The organism is Pedobacter sp. PF22-3, from assembly GCF_026239555.1.
In the GTDB taxonomy this organism is placed as follows: domain Bacteria; phylum Bacteroidota; class Bacteroidia; order Sphingobacteriales; family Sphingobacteriaceae; genus Pedobacter.
Genome location: NZ_JAPIVP010000002.1, coordinates 442,185 through 462,608 on the forward strand (window position 1 = coordinate 442,185; position 20,424 = coordinate 462,608).

The window sequence follows — 20,424 nt, forward strand, 5'->3', positions numbered from 1 at the left end:
AGAATGCTTATTAATCGATACAGGGTATAAGTCTTTATTTCGAATCCCATTGTGTTTGCCACTCTGGGATTTTTTTAAATTACAATATGCTCATCTTTCTACAATTTACGCTCACCGATATTCGAGGTCTCAATCAAAACGTTGATGAACTGCTTCATAAACCAGCCTGGCCACTCCCAGATCCTACGCAATTTGTTAGAGGCACTGGAAAAATAAGGCCACGTAGAAAAAAGGGATTGAGAAGCTGGGTACATGAAGGTTATCTCTGTGATGTTAAAAAAGGCTTATCAGCCCCAACCATCTATTCCGGTGCTGAGATTCAACTGAGAAATGTTTACCGGAATTTCTATTCCGGCGATGAACAGGTACTAAACCGTTACGAATTTGTTTTTCGTACAAGCAAAATCGAAGCGAAAGTTTCTGATCATCACATTAATCAAATTCTTGGCATTTTAGCCAAAACTACTCTGAACATTCGCTTAGCTGGCCTTCAACATTCCCAATCCTTATTTGCTATCTCAAGTAACCTCAGGAAATTTTACCGGGCGAGCAGCACCTTTAAAGCCAAACAATCCGCAGTTCAAAGCTTAGGCGATATCAAATTTTGTGTGCCTCAGATTTATCTCCTGTTAGATGAAGGCGAAGAGTTGGATGAACAGGCGATTTCACTAGAAAATATCTCTGGTCCTGATAAAAATTATCGCCTTTTCACTTCCTGGCATGAACATGCGGGGCAGGACTTTAGGTTATGGCTCCATGAGCGTGCAGGGGGATCTGCCCCGGAAGTACATCGGCAGTTAAGGATAAGTGTCCAGCGAATCTTTTCTGAGCATTGTTGCTTAAAACATGTTTTTGCATCCATGAACAGCGGCAAAATCGCAACCATACGCGGAACAAAGGAGTCAGACAGGCTGCAAAGTTACTTTAATACTGCTATTTCTACTTTTCTGAAGGAGGAAAAAAAACTTCAGCCATCCAACGATCTAACCGGATTGTCTGATGAATTTTCAAAAATTTTCGATAATTTTCAACCGGGGGAACTGGAATTATTGAGGCAAAAAATATTAGCCTCTGATTTTAGGCCAGCCATTCTCGATAAAACAAAAATAATTATGTCTAACTACACATTTAACAATTCTCAGATTGGGGCTGCTGGTGATCAAGCCAGCTCCAATGATGCTATTTTTAATCAGCAAACCAACTCTTTGCCTGCAAACACTGATTATGTGACATTAGCCAATGAACTAAGGAAGTTAACAGATTTTTTGACTGCTGAGGCAAAAACCGAAGAACAACAGGCCGCGGTTAACAGCATCACCCAAGCTCAGCTTGCCGCTGAACAAAAAGATGGAAACTCTCTTCTTCACTATGTAAAAGAAGGTGGAAAGTGGGTTTTCGATACCGCTGTTAAAATTGGTGTCCCTGTTCTTTCAGCTATTGTTAAAGAGCAAATTGGCATTCACTAATAAGGCAGGATAAATCAAGCGCAGATCATGTATGCTCTGCGCTTGATTTTACTCCTAGTCTTTATAAAATCAGTAATTATTCAGTTTTAGCAGTTCTTCCGTTTCGCAGATTTTCAATTTTGTCGTGTAGCACCTCTATACGATCTGGCAGAATGAATAAAAACTCAATTAAGTAATCCAACAGATCCATCAACAGGATCGAGGTCTCTTCATCAGGTTCCATTTCCTCACTGAAATGGGCTCCCATATTTCCCATCTTACGTATTCCATCTGCAATGGTAACGATAGGTTTATTCACATCCACAATATCAGTTAGTCGATTCAGTGCTTTACTCAGATTGAATGAGCCATTTTGCTTATCTGGTTGTAACATCTGAATCACTCCCTCCAGGAGCCTTCGACTCATTACTGCGGCAGCTCCCCATTGATTGGTATTGAATGATGTCAATGTAGACTGGTAAGATTTTTTAATCTGTGGCGTTAGTGATTTAACCGAGTCTAATCCTGGAAGTGGTTGACGGGCACGCGTACTGGGATAAACATAAAGCAATCCTTTGCTCATATCGGACGGTGTATTTTCATCAGCTATATAGAAAAATTTCATGCTTCCCGAACAATGTGGGCAAAGCGCCGTGCCAAAGTTGCCTATGGTGTTCAGCTCTTTTTGCCAACTGATCTCTAAACTCAGAAATATAACACAGTGAGAACAATGAATAGCGACTCGCGAAGGTATGCTTACGCGGTTACTGGATATCGGTGAAGTAAATTGAGATGGGCTAATTTGAGATACCATTTTTAAATTTTTATTTGTTAATATACAATTATCTTTTGATGTAAAAAGTTTTTTGCTTTATACTCTCTGGGCCTCAGAGGAGCGAAATCATCTTAATAGACTGTATGCTTCCTAGCGCTACATTATGAAAGTCCTAGGTTTACATTATACCGAAATTTTGAACTTAGTCAAGACTCTTGCAAACGTTTACTCAGCCTTTTCATCATCCATGACCTCATGGTATCTTTGCGTAAAAATCGGTCTTAAGATACTATAGACCTCATCAAGCAGTAATTTAAGATCGTCATTGAAAATTTCCAATGACTTTTTTAGTCGCGCTACAGTCCGGTCTGTTTCTGTTTTAGCCAATACCTTAAAATTTGAGATAAAATCTTTATCCGCGCCTCTATCTAAGCGTAACAGCAAACTATACATTTCTACAGGCCTGAGCTCTCTGTAATCGATATTTTTATGATGGGCAATCATATTCCTATCTTCCCTGTAAGGCTCTATACATACTGCTACTTTGACCAGAGCTCGATATAATCCTGTGTAACTATCTATTTTATCCCGATATTCTTTCTTACCATTTTTTGGAAACAGAAAAACTGAGGCTTTACAATTCCTTTGCGTGCCCCCAAGCTCCAATATTATGTTAGCCAGTATCATTAGCCTGTCCAACACACTTGTTGTTTTAAATAAATGCATCTCCAGGTGATAAATGATATGATCATATCGGGTGATTTCATTTTTTTTGAATGCCGGAATGGATCTATATGATGACAGATATAGGGTTGCTTGCTTTAGCTGCTTCATTAGCATTTCTATCTCAGACAATGCGAGCGAGGTATTGCGGAGATACTCTTCGCTTAATTTTAATGGCCTTTTAGGAGCGAAGCCATCCCTTGCTTTTCGAACCAATGACTGATCTTCGATCATTGGTAATGAGAGTCTGCTAAGGTATTGCAAAAAGGAATCTTCGGCCATATATATCAGCTTTATTATGTTTCTAGTTTGTGTTTTTTAAAGTTATGCTGGTTGCAATATTTAAGTTTTGTTTTGCAAGGATAAAGACCCAAAATCACGACGATAAGTTTAAGCAAATCTCCTGAGGCATTCATTACCAGGTATTGATCTCAATTTGCCCCTGCCTTATTTGCGGCTTAAACGCGAATGCAGTTTTTTTTCTTATTTTGTATCTACGTAAAAAATTAAAAGCCTCTCCGTTTTTCATATTTCTTTCTGGTCGAAGCAATAACAATATTTCTTAAAAAGACCCTGCTGGATATCCCTTGGAATGCTCCATTAATTTTAGCTTAAAACTTAAAAGTTCCCACAGCATTAAAATTCAGCTTGTACAACTCAATGTATTTAGGCTTTTTAGCATTCGGCTTAGATTATTTTGCTGTTATTCTGCTGGAAGCGTAATGACCTTGATTTTATCTTTCTTTGGTTTGTAATCGGCAATATATTCAAGTTCTCTCATTTGCATCATCAGTTGCACGAACAAGGGATCTGCTGTCCATTCAATAGTCTGGCCTTTTATTGTAATTCCCTGATAGGGCGCTGGCATTATTGATAATATTCTCATCGTCTCCTGGTAAGAAAAGGTATTCAATACTTTTATTAAAAGCCTGATACTATTCTCTTGGGAAATTATTTTCCTATCGAATATAGCTATTAGGCTTTCTTTATCCACGATGAGCTGGTCCAGTTTTATTTTCTGTAGCGCTATCGCTTCTAACAGCTCTACACTTGGATCCAGCTGCACGGTAACTGCTCTAGCCAATACGGCATTTTTCTCTTCCACTGTAAATGCCTGTGAATTTATAATTCCAGTAACAAGGGGATTATCAAGATTGTATTTATCAATTCCAGTAATAAATTCCTTATTCGATTTTTCAACTAAAGAAACCTTTAGGTTTGAAAGATCCTCTCTTAAACGCTCAAAATTTTTGACTGTTAACTCTAGTTTTTTTCTGGCAACCAGGGTTTTTACCTTCGCGTTATTTAATCCCTGGATGTCAAGATCGCTATAGTAATAAGGAATTGATTTCATGATCAGATCATAACCGGCATCTAAAATTTCGTTGCTTCGAATAAGGGCAAAACAAAAGGCTTGAATGGTCTTTTGATCTGGTATAGGGTTTGTATTATCAATCCTCACGCGTGATAATTCCTGACTATGTTTATTGATAAAACTAACCAGATGGGGATCTAACACATTTTCAATGCGAGAGAAATAATTGATCAGGCTCGGCCAATTAGCCTCGACTTTTTCTTCAGCGAGTAAAAATCCTGCCATGTCCAGATCTGTGATTTTAGCTAAATCTTTTATTTTAGTTTTTACCTGTTGTATGATTTCCTCTTTCTTCTCTAAAGGTACATTTTCATGGTTGATTAATTTTTCAAAGCCCTCCTGCTCTTCCAAGTTATTTCCATCTAACTTAAAATAAAGCTGCTCTAAATATACATCCATATTGGCATCGACATATTCTATTAGCTTGTTGCAGCCGCTTTGCAAAATGGCGGAGTAATTTGACTCTTTAAATTTTTTCTCATCATAATGGCCGAAAGCTGCCATAATTTCCCGGATCATGGCCTCATTTAGCATGTAGGCCGCATGATCATAAATGTAGCCACATAAATTAGGCGGCGAGTCGTATAAATTTTGATTGCTAAATTTGATATTGAGTGCCTCGATAATCTCGATATGTTTGCTCTCCTCGACGTCTATTTGTAAAAAATCAGCCCGTTGTGCAATTTCGGCTGATAATTTTGATTTATGAGCAAGGCGCCTGATATCGTCGACATCGCAGTAGCTAACCACTTTGTCCATCAATTCCACCGTTTCTATTTTAATGTGTGCTTTATGGCTAAGTATCTGCCACATTTTTGGCCAAACTTTTGCCAATTGCTTAAAAAATGTGGCTTCGTCTGCACAATTCTGAAGGTATTTATTTACAAAGTCAAGTGAATATGGGGTTCCATCGGCGATCCTTTTTAGCACCCTGTTGTATTGATCCTCAAAGGCCACATCACTAAGCAGAAAATCCAATAGTTGAAAATTAAGAATAACAGGATATGAAAATTCAACCAGATCAATCTTTGCTACGAGCTTATCAATTTTGTCTAGCGGATAATCAAAGTCAGAGAATAACTGTGCCTTCACATTCAGTAAAAATTCCTTATCCGTCTTTGTAATTGTTCCCTCGTAGAAAATAGATATATAATCCTGATAATCTTCATCTATATATCCCTTTCTCATCAGGATGCTTGTAAGCTGCAACTGTTTTGGATCCTTAATTTCCAACTGCATTTCACTTAAGGCCATTACCTGTTTGAGCTTCGTATGCCTCGCTTCTATCTTGTTCCGTTCTAACTCTGCGATTTCTGCTTTTAGTTCTTTTATTTTCTGTTTCACTCCGACACCCAGTAGTTCAACACGATCTTCATAACTGTAAACAGGATCAACCAAACGCTCAATTTCGGAGAATTCAATATTAATTATTGATGGGCTATTGTATCTAAACTGTGTACTATAATCACGTGTATAGTAACTAGCCGACGCGGTCTTATCCATCAGATGCTTAAACTGATCGACTTCCGCCATTTTAGATGGTGTAACCTGGCTTCCGTTTATATAAAAGCTATTAAAGTTGGAGATCTTTTCAATAAACTTAAGCACATACATCATGTTCAGTTCAGCAATGCGCGGAACACCTAAATCTTCTAATGACGTTACTTCTTTTTGGAGCTCTGCTATCTTCTGATCTAATGTTTCTATAGCTTTGGCTATGAAATTATTTTTCTGAGCAAAGGCGCTATGAAGTACCCCCTCATTCATCCCTAGGGAAATAAAATCATTTGGATAGATGTTCTTGTAAACAATCATTGCCAGCAGCTTTCCAGGATCTAATTTCTCTAAGCGGTTATGATAGATATGATATTCATTGGTAATGTTGAATAGCAAACGCATATCATCGATAAAAAAAGAAACATCTTCTATCAGATCTGGGCCAATTGGATAATGATTTTTAGCGATAATATCCTTTAGTTTTTCATTTGAATTAGAAGAATTGATCACCGGAATAATCGGAATGATGAAATCGAAAAACTTCGTTCTATCTTTATCCTTGAACATATTATCCCGCACCGCATACACAAAGACGATATCTCGCGTGATATTCTTAGAATTGTTAATTAGCAGATTTAGTTCCCTAAGTTTTGTAAAAATCTCTGTTTGCTCAAATCTATCCAGATCCTCGATTACCACCACCGTGTAGTCCGTGACTTCAAAAAAATAGAGGATTTCATCCAAGTGATTATTGAGAATTGATTTGTTGATGTTCTTACTGATCTCTATCTCTGCGTTATTGATATTAAGTTTGCTGATCGTTAAACTGCTAATTAACCGCAGGGATTTCCGGATCAAAAGGAAATAACCTGAGATCACAATCAGAAGTGATAAAATCAATATGATGGTATTGGTAAGCTCATAAAAGGGATGTCCAATGATATCTTCAAGAAAAGTCTTATTGAAGAGTTGGATGGTTGCTAGTATCAGGAGAAATATCCCTGCAGTTAACCAGGAAATATTGGTATCATCAAAGCTTTTGATTTTTTTAAATCTGGAATCTGGGATAGTCTCGTCGGCTTCTCTGTAGAAAATTTGCTGAAGTATACTCAGCTCAATCAACCTTAACATCTCGCCATCATTCAGGTCTTCTCCTTTCTCTTTTGCCTTTTCCCTTTCCTCTTTAAAAGTTGCGAGGGAAATATTTAGAAATGATAAATCAGGATTTTGATTATGGTTTTGAAATGTTTTAAGTACTGTACTCTTGCCTGATCCATAGGTCCCTGTAATAGCAATATTTTTGATGTCTTGAGATCCTCTGTTTTCTAAGGCCCATCTCAATGCCGTGGCATAGGCTCCATCTGGATCTGCATCTCCTATTGGGGATAACGAATGGTATGCATGCTGGTCAGGAGCTATGATGGCTACCCGGGTCGGAGCCTCAAGCTGAATAATGTTACGGTTTACTTTTTCAGAAATAAATTTGAGTAGCGCTAATTTAATTTTCTTCATTTCAAAATTGATGAATAGCAAATATAGTTAAAGCTCATATTGACTAATAAAAACATAGTCAAAACAAGTTACTTTTTCATGAAAACGAATTCAAAAGTTATCCGACGCAGCCGATTGAGCGAGGATAATTACCAGGGTGAGTACAAGGAAACTTGGCTTTCTAATTTGGGTTTTTTTTTTGGTCTCATCGTCTTTATCATTATTGAATTGAGGAATGCTATTGAAAAATAATCATCATCTTTATAATTGCTAATTCAAGGCATTCATTGCCTCATTAATAGGCTGGGTGTTATCTGTTGTCAATCTTAAGGTCCAATTGATTAAGATTTGGTGAAGTAATGGCGTATCACCAAAGATTGCCTGAACTTCGGGAAACAATCTTATGTAATCTGAAATAAACTTACTAAGCATCGCTGTAATGTTTTTGGTATTAAACATAGCCATACTGATGTGATCATTTCCCTTGGTGTTAAAAAGATCACGGTATTGAAAAACACTTACATTTGATGGATGGGCATATAAAGAAAAGTAAGTATAAAGCGATCCGGTAAGCTGAGCTTTAAAGCCCATAAATTGGATCATCTGTTGCCAATGCATTTTTGATGCTCTACCATTATCGAGATTGACCCGATATTCTTTTGCATCTATTGTTTTATCAATTAACTCCCTATCTTTCTCTGATAATACGGTATACGGTTCACATGTTTTGATTCGTTCGGTAATATCCGCAATTTCTGATGCTTCGATTGCCGCTTTCTGCTTATTTTCCTCTGAGGAATTCTCTCCGACAAATCTTTGCCTGTATTTTAAGCCTGCAAGAACCCACATTTGATAAAGCATGTCTTTCTCTGCTTCACTATATTCCGAGCGGTAGATGAGATGAAATGTCGCAGTTAACTCAACAACACTGCGTCCGGCGGAGGCAACAATAGTAGGATCAATAAAATTCCGGAGGCCGTTATGCTCTCCTGCATAATTGAGCCCATCTATGAGTTGTCGCAGGTTAAGCATCTTGGTAAATACCATTTGCAGCACGAGTTTAGCTTCTCTCTTAGCTTGGCTTGCGGGCTGATCTGTATGTTCGTTTATTATTTTAAATAATAAATTGATATAAATATCAAGTACATCTTTGGAATCACTTAAATTTTCAGCAAACATCAAACGCTGGGATTCTTCTCGTAATTGGTCTCTGGTCATTATTTTTGATCGCGTTAGAAGACAAATATATTGATAATCCTCTATATGGTTACTCATCTCAAACCAAGACAAGGCATTGAAGTCAAACAAACTTTTCAACTTGACCCAAAACCCGTATTTAATATATTGGGCAGTAATCTAATGGCATTTTTTCGTAGACAGCGATTAGCTTGATTACCATGATGAGAAGAGATTGGCGTCATCAAAGTGATAAGCCAATGTCGATAAAATCTGAAATCGTTATTCCCCGTATTGCCTCTCCTGCCTCAAATGGATCGTCTAATTTGAATTTCCCTTTCGCAGCTCCATTTAACGCATAGTCATAACCACTGATACTGACAATGAGCCAATAATTCCTTCTCTTTTCTACAATGACTTCTTCAGCATAAAAGGGCCATTGTCTTTCAAAATCCACTTTTCTAATTTTTTTTGATTTGATATTTGGATTGAAGCGCCTATTCAGCAAATCCATTAACGTTCGTTTATGTACGCGCCTGGGCTGTTGTTTAAACCTAGTAGTATCCTTTCTGTAATCGGTTGTACCGACCTTATCTGGATAAAGCATAGCAAAATCAAAGACATTGGCTGAAAAACCCCTTGCATGATCTCCCAACGTCCCGAAATTAAACTGTCGAGCAAGCGCGGATACGAACTTTTCGAAGATGATGATCACAACGCGGGCAATGTCACCGAATATTTCATCCTCAAGATCTCGATTCTCATATTTAGAAATTCCTAATTGATTAATAATCTTGTCCTCAAAAACCTCCCAAAGTTCTTTAGGGTTTACACTTGGTTTGACTTTTCCTGTAATGACATCAAAGTTATGGTATCTCCCGAATTTCCCGAACTCTGATAAAATGTATATCAGTTCTTTTAAATCTTCATTTTTTTCAAGGAAGCGTTTATCTTCAATCAAATAGTAACGCTGATGATCATTGAAAAATTCCAACAAAATGTGTCGAAGTAAAGCTTCTAAATCATGACCTAGGTCTTTGATATATTGAAAATCCGGATATTTTCCATTTTTATTGTAGTATCCTAAACAGATATATGACTTCATCAACCGCTCAAAACCTTGCGAAAGTAACTGGAAAGGAAGGAAATAAAAGTTATTTACAAAATCAATATTTTGGATTTCTCCAAAACCCAGCCTGATGAGCCTATTTGCTGTTTCGATTTCTTCTAGAAGAGAAATATTTTTAAAACTGCTTGAGTTATTATCCATTACTTCTGTGGTTGATTGTTAATATTTTTCCCCAAATTAATGTGCTGGGATAAATTTATGATTGATTGGAAATCATCTCAGCTTCATGAACAGGGAATAAGGCTATACTCGCTAGAGTAATATTAATAATTTTTTTAATGTGCTTCTACAACTTGAAGGTATCACCAATATTATTTGGCACTTTTTTATTCCTTTTCGAAGTAATCATAACTGGTATACCCTTTCAAAATTCTCAGTGCTTTGATCCGTTTACCAAGTTTTTCCAGATATTCATCTTGGAATGATTCGAATGATTTCTCGGGAGATTTTGGCCTTAATTGAGGATTTAATACGGGTTATTTAATTTCTGGATATGCGAGTTCAAAGTCCAATAAAAATTCAACCAGGTCACCTTGATCCCAAAATCCTTGCTGGTCATCTTTGTCTCTTACAATTAAGACGCTACCCTGCATTTCTCCCCTTATTTCAAAGTCTTTCCACTTAGCTGGTTTTAGTAATTTACTTCCTTTATCAAGCACCTTTGGGGCGAAGTGAAACTTGCCATTATGGGCAGCGGCATTTCTAATGTGTCTGAAAAACTGTAAAACAGGACTGTCATCAAGCTCCAAGTAAACAATTTTCTCCCAAGCCATTATTATTGTCATATGAGTAAGCTCAATATTCGTATCACTAAGCCCTCTGGTGTCATGCAGGAAATGCGCTGCAGAGGCTCCAACATCCATCTTAAATGCCTTGGCCTTATCTTTAGTCGTAAAACCTGGTACAAATATTTTTGGGGTAAATGTCCTTGTCCTATTGAGTTGATCGATCACATCATTCGGAAATCCCAATTTATGAAAATAACCATTTCTTGCTTCATAATCTGGATATTTCCTTAATGATTCAGCAAAAAAACCCCTAGCAAATAATTCATTGATACCAAACTGCGTATATGCTAAAGTTACAATGTTATTATAGAAAAAATTATTTTTATCAAGCTTGTGTATGAAGAATTCAGTCATTTAGCGGTCTCTGTCTACGATTATAAAATACTAGGGTTTCTATTTCGAAATATAAGCTATTTTAATGATATGAATAATTAGATTTCGATAAGCAAAAAAACTACAATAATGTTCGACCTTTGATCGCAAATTTTCTTGACTGACTATAAACTAAGAACCGGAATCATTTTTATAATCTTTCTTCTTTCGATACTGTCCCTCAATTTTATTTTTCACCACTTTTTCAAAATTTACTATGGCCTCACAATGTTCATAAAAGTTCGATTTTCCGCCGATTGACTCTACCATAAGGAAACAGCATATCTTTGTTGTTTCCTTTTTTTATACCCATAAATCACTATACATCAATTAGTTGCACCCCCTCCAATTACCGGTTCGGCATTTTCCAACCAGCTAACCTACACCAAAACAAATTTGGGTCTAAAAAAGTCTATCAAGCCTATGCTAAGCAACTATTTGACTTATTAGACTTTTCCTAAAAAATCTCAACATCCTCAAAGATCATTTTTCTGTTATGGATCTTGGCATTGCGGTATAAAAAACTCAATACTACCGCAGCCTCTTCGTCGTTAACTTCAATGCTGTTTCTGGCAGATAACGCAATTACCTTCTTATCAGTAAAAAACAATTTACTTTTCTATTATCTCACTTTAAGCCAATTAGGATGAAGATTTTAACCATTGGCAATTTCACCATTAGATATTCTAAGTTCTACATCTTTCGTTTAGAACTAACTTTTTGAAATTATATCAAAAAAAACTAAAATAAATTTAGCTTAAAACATTACAGCAGCCGCTCTTCCAATAGCCCTTTCCAAATTATAAACCCTTTATTGTTATCCAAATAGTCGTGATGTATTCTTGAAAAATTATGAGGATTCGTTTCCAAGTAGGCCTGAAGTCCTGCAAATGTGTGATAATGGCACTTTCTAAATCCTTTTCATAATAAGAGGACTCCCTTTTTAATCCGAGAAATTCCAGAAGCATCAGATCTATAATTATTTCTTTGGCATCAACACGCTGTTTTTCGTTTTTGGCAACAGCTAAAACATTTTCTTTATCATTGCTTAATAAAAGATTACTATGAACCTGCCTTTCCAGTTGCCGCGACGTCCAGTTGTTCTTTTTTGTTTCAGCAACATAAAATCTCTTTTTTCCTCATTGTCAACATTAAGGAGTAATTTATACTGTGTCCAACTCAATTGTGCATGCAGTGCATGCACAATCGGAAAAGTACGATAAAATTGGCGATAGAGATTCATCTGACGAGCAGAAAAGCCACTTCCAAATTCAGGTTGCAATTTTTCTGAAAGGTATTTGATCACCTCCCATAATCTGCTCGGTCTTTACTCTGCTATTCTTCTTCAAAAATCCGTTTGCCGATATGCCAGTACATTAGCGTCCTTTGGTGATTGACAGTTTGCACCGCCCTATCATTGGATTGGGTTATGATTGCTTTTAGGTCTGATATTATAAATTAGTTTACAAGCATTTAGGCTATAAATAAATTTACCTTTAATTAGTAAAGTTACGAAAAACAGGCAATTTAGTTGGTATCACCATAACACTATTTACAGGCTGTTTCCCTCTAGTACAGTAAATCAGGTTATACATAAATCGGTTAAAGCTATTTTAGTTATACACGGGTAGAGCCAAAATGGTCTAAAAAATCGGTCTATTTGTAAGCCTGATCAAACATAGAACCAATTACCTGTTCGCATAAGCCAAAAGATAAAGTCATTCCATTCCCACCCAGTCCGTTAATGATTGTTACGCAATCTTCAGCTGGAATAATTAGCTCCGTCTGTCCATTGGTCATTTTTGGATAGATTCCATGCCAGGTTTGAACAACCTTATTTTCGTTAAAAGAGCTAAAAGTCTTTAAATATTTTAATATCAAGTGATTGATAAAATCTTTATCGAATGGATCATGAACCAATCCATACTCATGAGAATCGCCAATGGTAATCTCTCCGGTATGGTTCTGAGCCGCCATCACATGAATGCCCCATTTGAGGTATTCAGGATACTCGGTTTCATAACGATTACGAAGATTTTCCAAAGCAGGTACAGAATGAAAACCTGGATAATGGATCATGCTTAAACTCCCACATAAGGCAGGACCGATACGCCAGTTATTAGCCTGACTTTCTATTCGCATCATCTGAAGCTTGCATTTGGTAATCGCTTGAGCGCGGAAAAGTTCCGGATAAAGGGTCTCAAATTCTGCTCCACTGCAAATAAACACTTCATCCGCCTCCCATGTTTGTTTACCTGAGCTAACTTTACCACCCTCCACACTGCTAATCGCGGTATTCCAATGAAAAGTTACACCGAATTTACCTGTAAGGTATTCAGCAATCTTTCCTATAGCGACCCTGGCCTCTACAATCATTTCGCTCGGGCTCCATAAGGCACCCTTGAGGTTTTTTGGATTAACACCAGGAGATTTCGTCAGGGTTTCTTCCGGGGTAAGCAACGTACAGTCTCGGTAATGGCTATTCAGGGCAACGTAACCATCCATCACCTCAAGCTCATCATCACTACCAGCAATGTGTAGTGAGCCAACTTCATCGTACCAGATACCCGCTTCGGTGCAGATTTGTTCCCATATACTTCTCGACAACATCGCCCGCTCAAAGAGCTGTCCATTTGGCTGACCAATAGGCCATACCATACCAAAGTTGCGAATTGAGGCGCCAACCGCCCTTTCATTTCGTTCAAAAACGCTTACCTTAAAACCCCTAAGCGACAGCGCCCTTGCTGTTGCAAGTCCGACTATACCAGCCCCGATCACAATTGCAGATCTGTTCATATCGTGGAAAGTTTATATTTAGTTTTCACGCGTTTTCCTTTGCGTGCAGATTGATAAAAATAAATTAGAGATAACGTTCCGCATAGGCTACCAATAATGGCAACCAGAATCACGCCCTGATGAAAAAAACTGCCCCAGGAAATATCGGGTTTCCCAAATTCCTTAACAAGCAAGACGCTGATACTGGCCAAATAGCCCAGGGAATCGGCAAGGTACATCACAAAGCCTACATTGCTTTTATAGTGAAAAGTAGCAATCATCCGTTCAAAGAAAATGGCATTGTAAGGTACATAACCAAGGTAAAGGCCTAATCCGGCCAATGTCATCCAGGTAACCGGCCCAATGCTTCCGTTACTGAAAAGCCATGTAGCACCCCCAATGAGTAAGCAGCCACTGATGATAAGTACATGAATTATACTAAAGGCTCTCAGGTTACCCTTAATTAAGAAAAGTAGTCCCATAGCCAGTAGCACAAAAACCGATATCCGGCTATCGATTTTTGCGTATATATTTTTATCCATTACGCCCAAACTATTCCAGATTTCCACCTCAAAATTATCACGTACATCACGCATCACGGTGAGCATTACATAGATAATCAAAGTCAAAACGATGCCTGGTAGAAACCTTTTAATGAATGTATTTCGCTCCTGAGCAGTCATGGGTACCCGCTCAGTACGCATTTGTTTATCTTTCTGGTTGGGTGGCGGCATTAGTTCAAGCACAAATACAAATAGCATCAGCGGCAAAACGAACAGGGCACCCGTCAAAAAAGGCATCTGGTATTCGCCTACATGATATACATGAAGGAGTGTCTGACCAACTGTCTTAACAAAACCCGAACCAAAGATCAGGCTGATGGACAGCACCGCAGCCATAAACTCTGTCGATCTGCGCCCCTCTAAATAACCGAAAACCAAACCCCAAATCAAGCCCAACGGAAAGCCGTTGATAAAGAGGAAAGGCATGTTATACGGCGCTGGCACAAGTGCAAAACCAAGCAAAGCCATCCAGGAAATCCCAACAAGCATTAATATGGTCAATCCACGTCTTTTACCCTTTAATTCGGCAATAAAACGGATACCATAAAATTTACTCATCGTATAGCCCAGAACCTGAAAAATAACCAACCAGACCTTATAGTCAATATGCAGATACTGCTGACTGGGATAGGTTCCGGCGGCAAAGGCCTTACGAAAAGCATACATACAGGAATAGGCACCAAATGCAGATATGGCAGCTAGAATTGAGCAGATAGCATAGGGCCATTTCGCTATCCTGTTCTTTAAACCCCCAATAAGTTCCATACAATGCTACAGAATAATGCTTAAAAGCTCAGACAAATCATCTATGATGTGGGTCGGTTCATACGGCTCGAGTTCCTCACGCGTAAATGCACCTGTTGTTACGGCTACAACATATTTACAACGAGCATTTTGCCCCTCTCTCACGTCAACCTCCGTATCGCCAACTTTAGCAACCTCATCATTTTCCCCAAGACCGGCCATTTGCCTTAGTCTATTAATCATGCCTGCGTTCGGACGTCCTTCGGCTACCTCATCAGAGCAGATTAAATAATCAAATACCGATTTCTCCCGCCATTGTAAACGGGAGATGATTACTTCAGCTATATTTCTAGAAAAACCAGTATTGATTCCGATTTTGATACCAGCAGCCTTTAGCGTTTTCATTGTAGATTCTGCATGGGGCAACGCTTCCAAACTTGATGCATGCTCATAGAAACTTATCATCTTTTCTACAAAAGAATCATGAATCTGCGAGATAAGTACTGATGTTATCTTCGATTTATCTGCCTCATATTCATGAAGCATTTTGGTAATGGCTACAATTTTCTTATAGCCCATTAACGGGTTAATTACAGACTCAGGAATCTGATAGCCAAATTCTCCTAAAGCATCCTTAAAAGTCTGCGTAACACTATTTTCGTCTTTGACCGTAGTACCGGCCATATCGAATACGATAAGTTTAATCGACATTGCTATAACGTTTATTTGTTTAGCAAAATTAAACTTAGTTTATTAATACAAAACTATGTTAATGTTAAGGTATATTTAAATTTAACTGTTTTCCTCAAAAAAATAGACGACCAACATACTTGCTTTGGTATCTCCGGAATTTTTAGGCGTATGTGGCATACGGCCATCGAAAAGCATGGAATCCCCTTGTTTCAAGGAATAAGACTGCTCGCCAAATTCATAAGTAATCTCTCCACTGATGATGTATTTGTATTCATAGGCTTCGGTTTGAATCTGTGGGCGCTGCGCGTTTGGCTCCAATTCCAGCAGAACAATATCTAAAGTAGATTTTTTGATGGACTGTGTAAATATGCGCTGGTAGTAGAAGCCATCAGTATCCTCTTTTTCAAAATACTGATAATCTTCCTTGCGGCGGATTAATACAGGAAATTCCTGACCGCCATGTTGTATATCTTTAAAGAATACATTTAAATCCACTTCCAATGCTTTAATAATATCAATCAATACAATCAAAGAAGGCACAGTTCGGCTATTCTCAATCTGGGAAATCAGCCCCTTACTTACCTTAGCTCTAATAGCCAATTCCTGAACGGTAATATTCTTTTCGCGTCTGCGTTCCTTAATCCGGTTACTGATCTGGATCAGTACATCATCTTCCATCTCTATTTGATATTGGTTTATTTGCGAAAATTATAGAATTAATCCTAGCCTGACAAGCATTTAATTTATTTTAGGTTTCGCGTGATGATATGTTATAAACTTAATTTTTAGCTAACACTAATCTGTTTTATTTGCGTTTTTATCCAGGTTATGAAAAAATCATTAAGCACACAGGCGCTCGTTAATCAAATCTTTAACCTTTACGAAAAGTATGGCAACCAGGACTATATCGGCGAACCTGTATCCCAGTTAGAACACATGTCTCAGGCCGCAAGCCTTGCTATGGCTGAGGGCTATGATGACGAGGTTGTTTTAGCCGCCTTTTTTCATGACATTGGCCACCTATGCGCATACGGTGAGGCGGTAGAAAGCATGAACGGCATGGGCAACTTAGACCATGAACAAATTGGTGCAGATTACCTGCTTGAGCGTGGTTTTTCTGCCCGTTTAGCCAAATTGGTTAACGGTCATGTTATCGCTAAACGCTACCTCACCTTTAAGTATCCAGAATATTATGAAAAATTATCTCCTGCCAGTAGAGTAACCTTGGATTTTCAAGGTGGCCCCATGAACAAGGAAGAGGCATTAGTCTTTGAAAAGGATCCAGATGCAGATACCATCATCCGCCTTCGCCACTGGGATGATGAGGCCAAAGCAGTCAGCATCCCCGTAGATAACTTACTACATTTGAAGGTGTTGGCAATTAAGCATCTCAATGAACAAAAATAGTTTATTGTTGGCAAAATGTTAAGTCATCTTAACTTAATTGTATCGATTTAGTTACTAAATAGAGAATCAGTTAATGCTAAATCAATGAATCTTTAAAATTTAATTAACCTAAACTTAGTTTACATATAATAAACAAAGTTTAGTATTGCTGGTAAGAATTAAACTAAAAACCATCCAGCAAATGCAACATTTATACACCTTTTTTAAAAGGCTTGCGCTTTTAACTTTGTGCTGCCTTTCCCCGATGATTCTATTGGCACAGTCCAAGGTTTCAGGGACAGTTAATGATGAGACCAATCAGCCGCTTCCGGGAGTAAGCGTCATGATAAAAGGTTCAAAAGTGGGCACAACCACAGACAATTATGGCCGCTTCTTATTATCGGCCAAGCCTGGACAGGTATTAACGTTCAGGTTCTTAGGTTTCAGTCCTCAAGAGGTGAGCGTTGAGGGCAACAACAGCGCACTTAACATCACCTTAAAAAGTGATAACAAATTATTAAATGAGGTGGTAGTAACCGCTTTAGGCGTAAAAAAGGATAACCGTAAAGTAGGTTATGCTGTTTCTACCGTTCAGGGCGAAGACCTAACGCTTGCCCGTGATCCCAACCCAATTACTGGTTTAATCGGAAAAGTTGCCGGATTATCTGTTGGTCCATCTGCAGAACTTCTTGGTGCTCCAAATGTAGCCATTAGGGGAAATACAATTTCGCTTTATGTGGTAGATGGATTTCCCATTAATACCGATACTTATAACATCAGTCCAGACGATATTGAAACTTACACCGTATTAAAAGGACCAGCTGCTGCTGCACTTTATGGCAATAGAGCGTCATATGGTGCGATTTTAATTACGACCAAAAAAGGGAATAAGAGCAAGCAGGGTTTAACCATCGATGTAAACAGCAGTACGGTAGTTAATAAAGGATTTCTAGCTTTCCCAAGAGTGCAGCACGCATACGGTGCTGGAGAAAACACCTTTTACCAGTTTGTAGATGGTAAAGGCGGTGCACCAGGTGGTGTTGATGCCGATTATGACATTTGGGGTCCATATTTTAACGGACAACTTATTGCCCAGTACGACAGCCCAATTGTTAATAGTGTGCGCCAACCTACACCTTATACTGCCAGAGGCGCAAACAACCTGAATAATTTCTTAAGAACAGGTGTACAAACCAATAATAACTTGTCATTAACTTCAAACGGCGAAAACCATACAATACGCTTTTCTGCTTCCCAGCAGCACCAGGATAGCTATATTCCAGAACAATACCTGGACATTGCCAACGCTAATATGTACGCCTCATTCAACCCATCACCAAGATGGAAATTTGAAGGTAACGTGAACTTCAACCGTCAAACCACAGATAATTTTCCTGATGTTCAATATGGACCAAACAGTTTGATATATAACCTAGCCATCTGGACTGGAGCAGACTGGGATGTTAATGCTCCTGACATTAAAGCCATTTGGCAACCAGGTAAAGTAGGTATTCAACAGCAGTTTGCCGAATATACCCGTTATCACAACCCATGGTTTATGGTAAAAGAATGGACCCGCGGTCACCGTAAAACCAATACAACTGGTTACTTATTGGCAAACTATAAGATAAACTCCAACCTGAATGCAACTTTACGTTCGCAGATTGATACCTACAACATCTTGCGTACAGAAAAAATGCCATTTTCCGCACACCCATATGGAAGAGAAGGCAACGAAGGTGATTATCGTGAAGACCGCCGTGATTTGTTCGACAATAACACTGAGCTTATGGTTAACTATGATTATACCATTAAAAAATTCCTGAATATTTCTGGATTAATTGGTGGAAACATGCGCAACATGTCTTACAATTCTAGCTGGACTTCAACCGATTACCTTAATGTGCCAGAGGTATATGCCTTTAGCAACTCCAAAAACCCGATTCAATCCACCAGTTTTAGTTCAGGTATGCGTGTATTGAGTGCTTATTATTCATTAGATTTAAGCTTGGGTAAATATGCCACTATTTCAAGTACTGGCCGTTTAGATAAATCATCTGCATTCCAGGTACCAACTACCTATTACTACCCAAGTTTATCTGTAGCTACCGTGGTTTCAGACTATGTTAAAATGCCGGAATTTATCAGTTATCTAAAAGGTAGAGCATCTTATTCAAATATTCGTTCGGATGCTACTTCAACAACTATAGGCCCTGCCCCATTTAGCTCGATTACTGCTTTTGGTGGAAGTACAGGCACATCTTTATTCAATAATCCTGTGGGCTATGGTACAACTTACACTTCGCCATACAATGGCCCAGATTATTCATTGAATACTTCTTACGCAACCAGTAAGCCATACAATAGCCAAACAGCAGGTTATGCATCCGATTACCTGTATCAGAATGGCATCAAGACCTCAACCCGTGTAAACTATGAAGAGGGTTTCGACATCAAGTTCATCAAGAATAGGTTAAGCTTAAGTGGAACCGCATTCCAATACATTGATGGTCCAAGAATTCTGCCTAATGCGATTTCAACGGCTACAGGCTATACTATTGAATACCTAAATGCCTTGAAAACCAAAAAAACAGGTTATGAAGGATCATTAAGTGGTGATATATTCAAAAACCCACAAGGCTTTAGCTGGAACATTCTAATGAATATCTCCACTTATAAAGAGATTTACAAGGAGCTTCCTCAAGGCCAGGACACTTATGCAACTTTCTTTAAAGCTGGTGACCGTACCGATAAACTTTATGGCACTGCATTCGTAAGAACACCAGATGGTAGGATCATTAATGATGCAGCAGGTAAACCGCTTATCAATCCAACAGCACAATTTTTAGGCAATGAGATTGCAAGCTACAGCTGGAGCATTTATAACAAATTCCAATATAAAAACCTAAGCCTGGGCATACAACTTGATGGTTCAGTGGGCGGGGTAATTATTGACTATATGCACAATAAAACCATGCGTGGTGGTTCAAATGCAGAAACTGCCGAAGGGGCATTAGGTGCAGCACGCTACCAGGACTGGTTAAACTTTGGTAAAACCGGCTATAATGGTTCTTATATTGGCGAAGGGGTTGTTATTTCCAATGGCACAGCTATCAACTACGATTCGAATACCGGAGCTGTTTTAAACTACGGTGCTTTACAATATGCCCCAAATACCCAAGTTGCCTTTGTTCAGGATTATGTAAGTAAATACTATAATGCAGATGAAGCCAATTTGATGAGTAAAACCTTCACCAAACTTCGCGAAGTTACTTTGGGTTACGAATTTTCTAAAGAACTGCTAGAAAAAACCTTTATCAAAAAGGCATCAGTATCGCTTTACGGCCGTAACCTGTTATACTTCTACAAGGACAAGCGCTTTAAAGATGTTGACCTTGATCAATACAATTATGCAACAGCATCGACAGGTTTACAATCCCCTACCATACGGAGCTTTGGCTTTAACTTAAATGTTTCCTTCTAACCTCAATA

The 20,424-nt window shown here is 38.3% G+C and carries 14 protein-coding genes; 3 read left to right on the forward strand and 11 right to left on the reverse strand.

What is annotated here, in order from left to right; translation table 11 throughout:
* The first annotated feature begins 86 nt into the window (after window positions 1-86).
* Entirely contained in the window at window positions 87-1,466 is a 1,380-nt protein-coding gene (locus tag OQX63_RS04905; protein ID WP_265849763.1) for a hypothetical protein, read from the forward strand.
* Window positions 1,467-1,542: 76 nt separating this feature from the next.
* Here OQX63_RS04905 and OQX63_RS04910 read toward each other — a convergent pair whose 3' ends face one another.
* The 11 genes from OQX63_RS04910 to OQX63_RS04960 form a co-directional block, all read right to left on the reverse strand.
* Window positions 1,543-2,259 (reverse strand): DUF4145 domain-containing protein, encoded by a 717-nt coding sequence (locus OQX63_RS04910; protein ID WP_265849764.1) that lies wholly within the window; start codon window positions 2,257-2,259, stop codon window positions 1,543-1,545.
* A 186-nt stretch (window positions 2,260-2,445) separates the two neighbouring features.
* Window positions 2,446-3,177 carry a Cthe_2314 family HEPN domain-containing protein gene (locus tag OQX63_RS04915; RefSeq protein ID WP_265849765.1) on the reverse strand — a complete coding sequence of 244 codons (732 nt, stop codon included), beginning with the start codon at window positions 3,175-3,177 and terminating at the stop codon, window positions 2,446-2,448.
* 469 nt (window positions 3,178-3,646) lie between these two features.
* Window positions 3,647-7,327 carry a hypothetical protein gene (locus OQX63_RS04920; protein ID WP_265849766.1) on the reverse strand — a complete coding sequence of 1,227 codons (3,681 nt, stop codon included), beginning with the start codon at window positions 7,325-7,327 and terminating at the stop codon, window positions 3,647-3,649.
* A gap of 249 nt (window positions 7,328-7,576) precedes the next feature.
* Complete coding sequence (locus tag OQX63_RS04925; protein ID WP_025141555.1) at window positions 7,577-8,524, reverse strand: hypothetical protein; 948 nt, start codon at window positions 8,522-8,524, stop codon at window positions 7,577-7,579.
* Between the two features lie 202 nt (window positions 8,525-8,726).
* Window positions 8,727-9,752, reverse strand: a complete 1,026-nt coding sequence (locus OQX63_RS04930; RefSeq protein WP_265849767.1) for a hypothetical protein — start codon at window positions 9,750-9,752, stop codon at window positions 8,727-8,729.
* A gap of 335 nt (window positions 9,753-10,087) precedes the next feature.
* Window positions 10,088-10,753 (reverse strand): hypothetical protein, encoded by a 666-nt coding sequence (locus tag OQX63_RS04935; protein ID WP_265849768.1) that lies wholly within the window; start codon window positions 10,751-10,753, stop codon window positions 10,088-10,090.
* 1,066 nt (window positions 10,754-11,819) lie between these two features.
* Window positions 11,820-12,077 carry a DUF1016 N-terminal domain-containing protein gene (locus OQX63_RS23370; protein WP_265849769.1) on the reverse strand — a complete coding sequence of 86 codons (258 nt, stop codon included), beginning with the start codon at window positions 12,075-12,077 and terminating at the stop codon, window positions 11,820-11,822.
* 350 nt (window positions 12,078-12,427) lie between these two features.
* Window positions 12,428-13,567, reverse strand: coding sequence for a TIGR03364 family FAD-dependent oxidoreductase (locus tag OQX63_RS04945; protein WP_265849770.1), 1,140 nt, complete (start codon window positions 13,565-13,567; stop codon window positions 12,428-12,430).
* The gene (locus OQX63_RS04950; RefSeq protein WP_265849771.1) at window positions 13,564-14,874 is read right to left on the reverse strand and encodes a DUF5690 family protein; all 1,311 of its coding nucleotides are present in this window, start codon (window positions 14,872-14,874) and stop codon (window positions 13,564-13,566) included. Before OQX63_RS04950 ends, OQX63_RS04945 begins: the two co-directional genes overlap by 4 nt.
* 6 nt (window positions 14,875-14,880) lie before the next feature.
* Entirely contained in the window at window positions 14,881-15,564 is a 684-nt protein-coding gene (locus tag OQX63_RS04955) for an HAD-IA family hydrolase (RefSeq protein ID WP_265849772.1), read from the reverse strand.
* 81 nt (window positions 15,565-15,645) lie between these two features.
* The gene (locus tag OQX63_RS04960; RefSeq protein ID WP_265849773.1) at window positions 15,646-16,224 is read right to left on the reverse strand and encodes a helix-turn-helix domain-containing protein; all 579 of its coding nucleotides are present in this window, start codon (window positions 16,222-16,224) and stop codon (window positions 15,646-15,648) included.
* A gap of 150 nt (window positions 16,225-16,374) precedes the next feature.
* Between OQX63_RS04960 and OQX63_RS04965 the strand changes: the two genes are divergently transcribed.
* Window positions 16,375-16,953: an HD domain-containing protein gene (locus OQX63_RS04965; RefSeq protein ID WP_265849774.1), complete on the forward strand. Its 579-nt coding sequence runs from the start codon at window positions 16,375-16,377 to the stop codon at window positions 16,951-16,953.
* Window positions 16,954-17,134: 181 nt separating this feature from the next.
* Window positions 17,135-20,416, forward strand: a complete 3,282-nt coding sequence (locus OQX63_RS04970; RefSeq protein ID WP_265849775.1) for a SusC/RagA family TonB-linked outer membrane protein — start codon at window positions 17,135-17,137, stop codon at window positions 20,414-20,416.
* The last annotated feature ends 8 nt before the right edge of the window (window positions 20,417-20,424 follow it).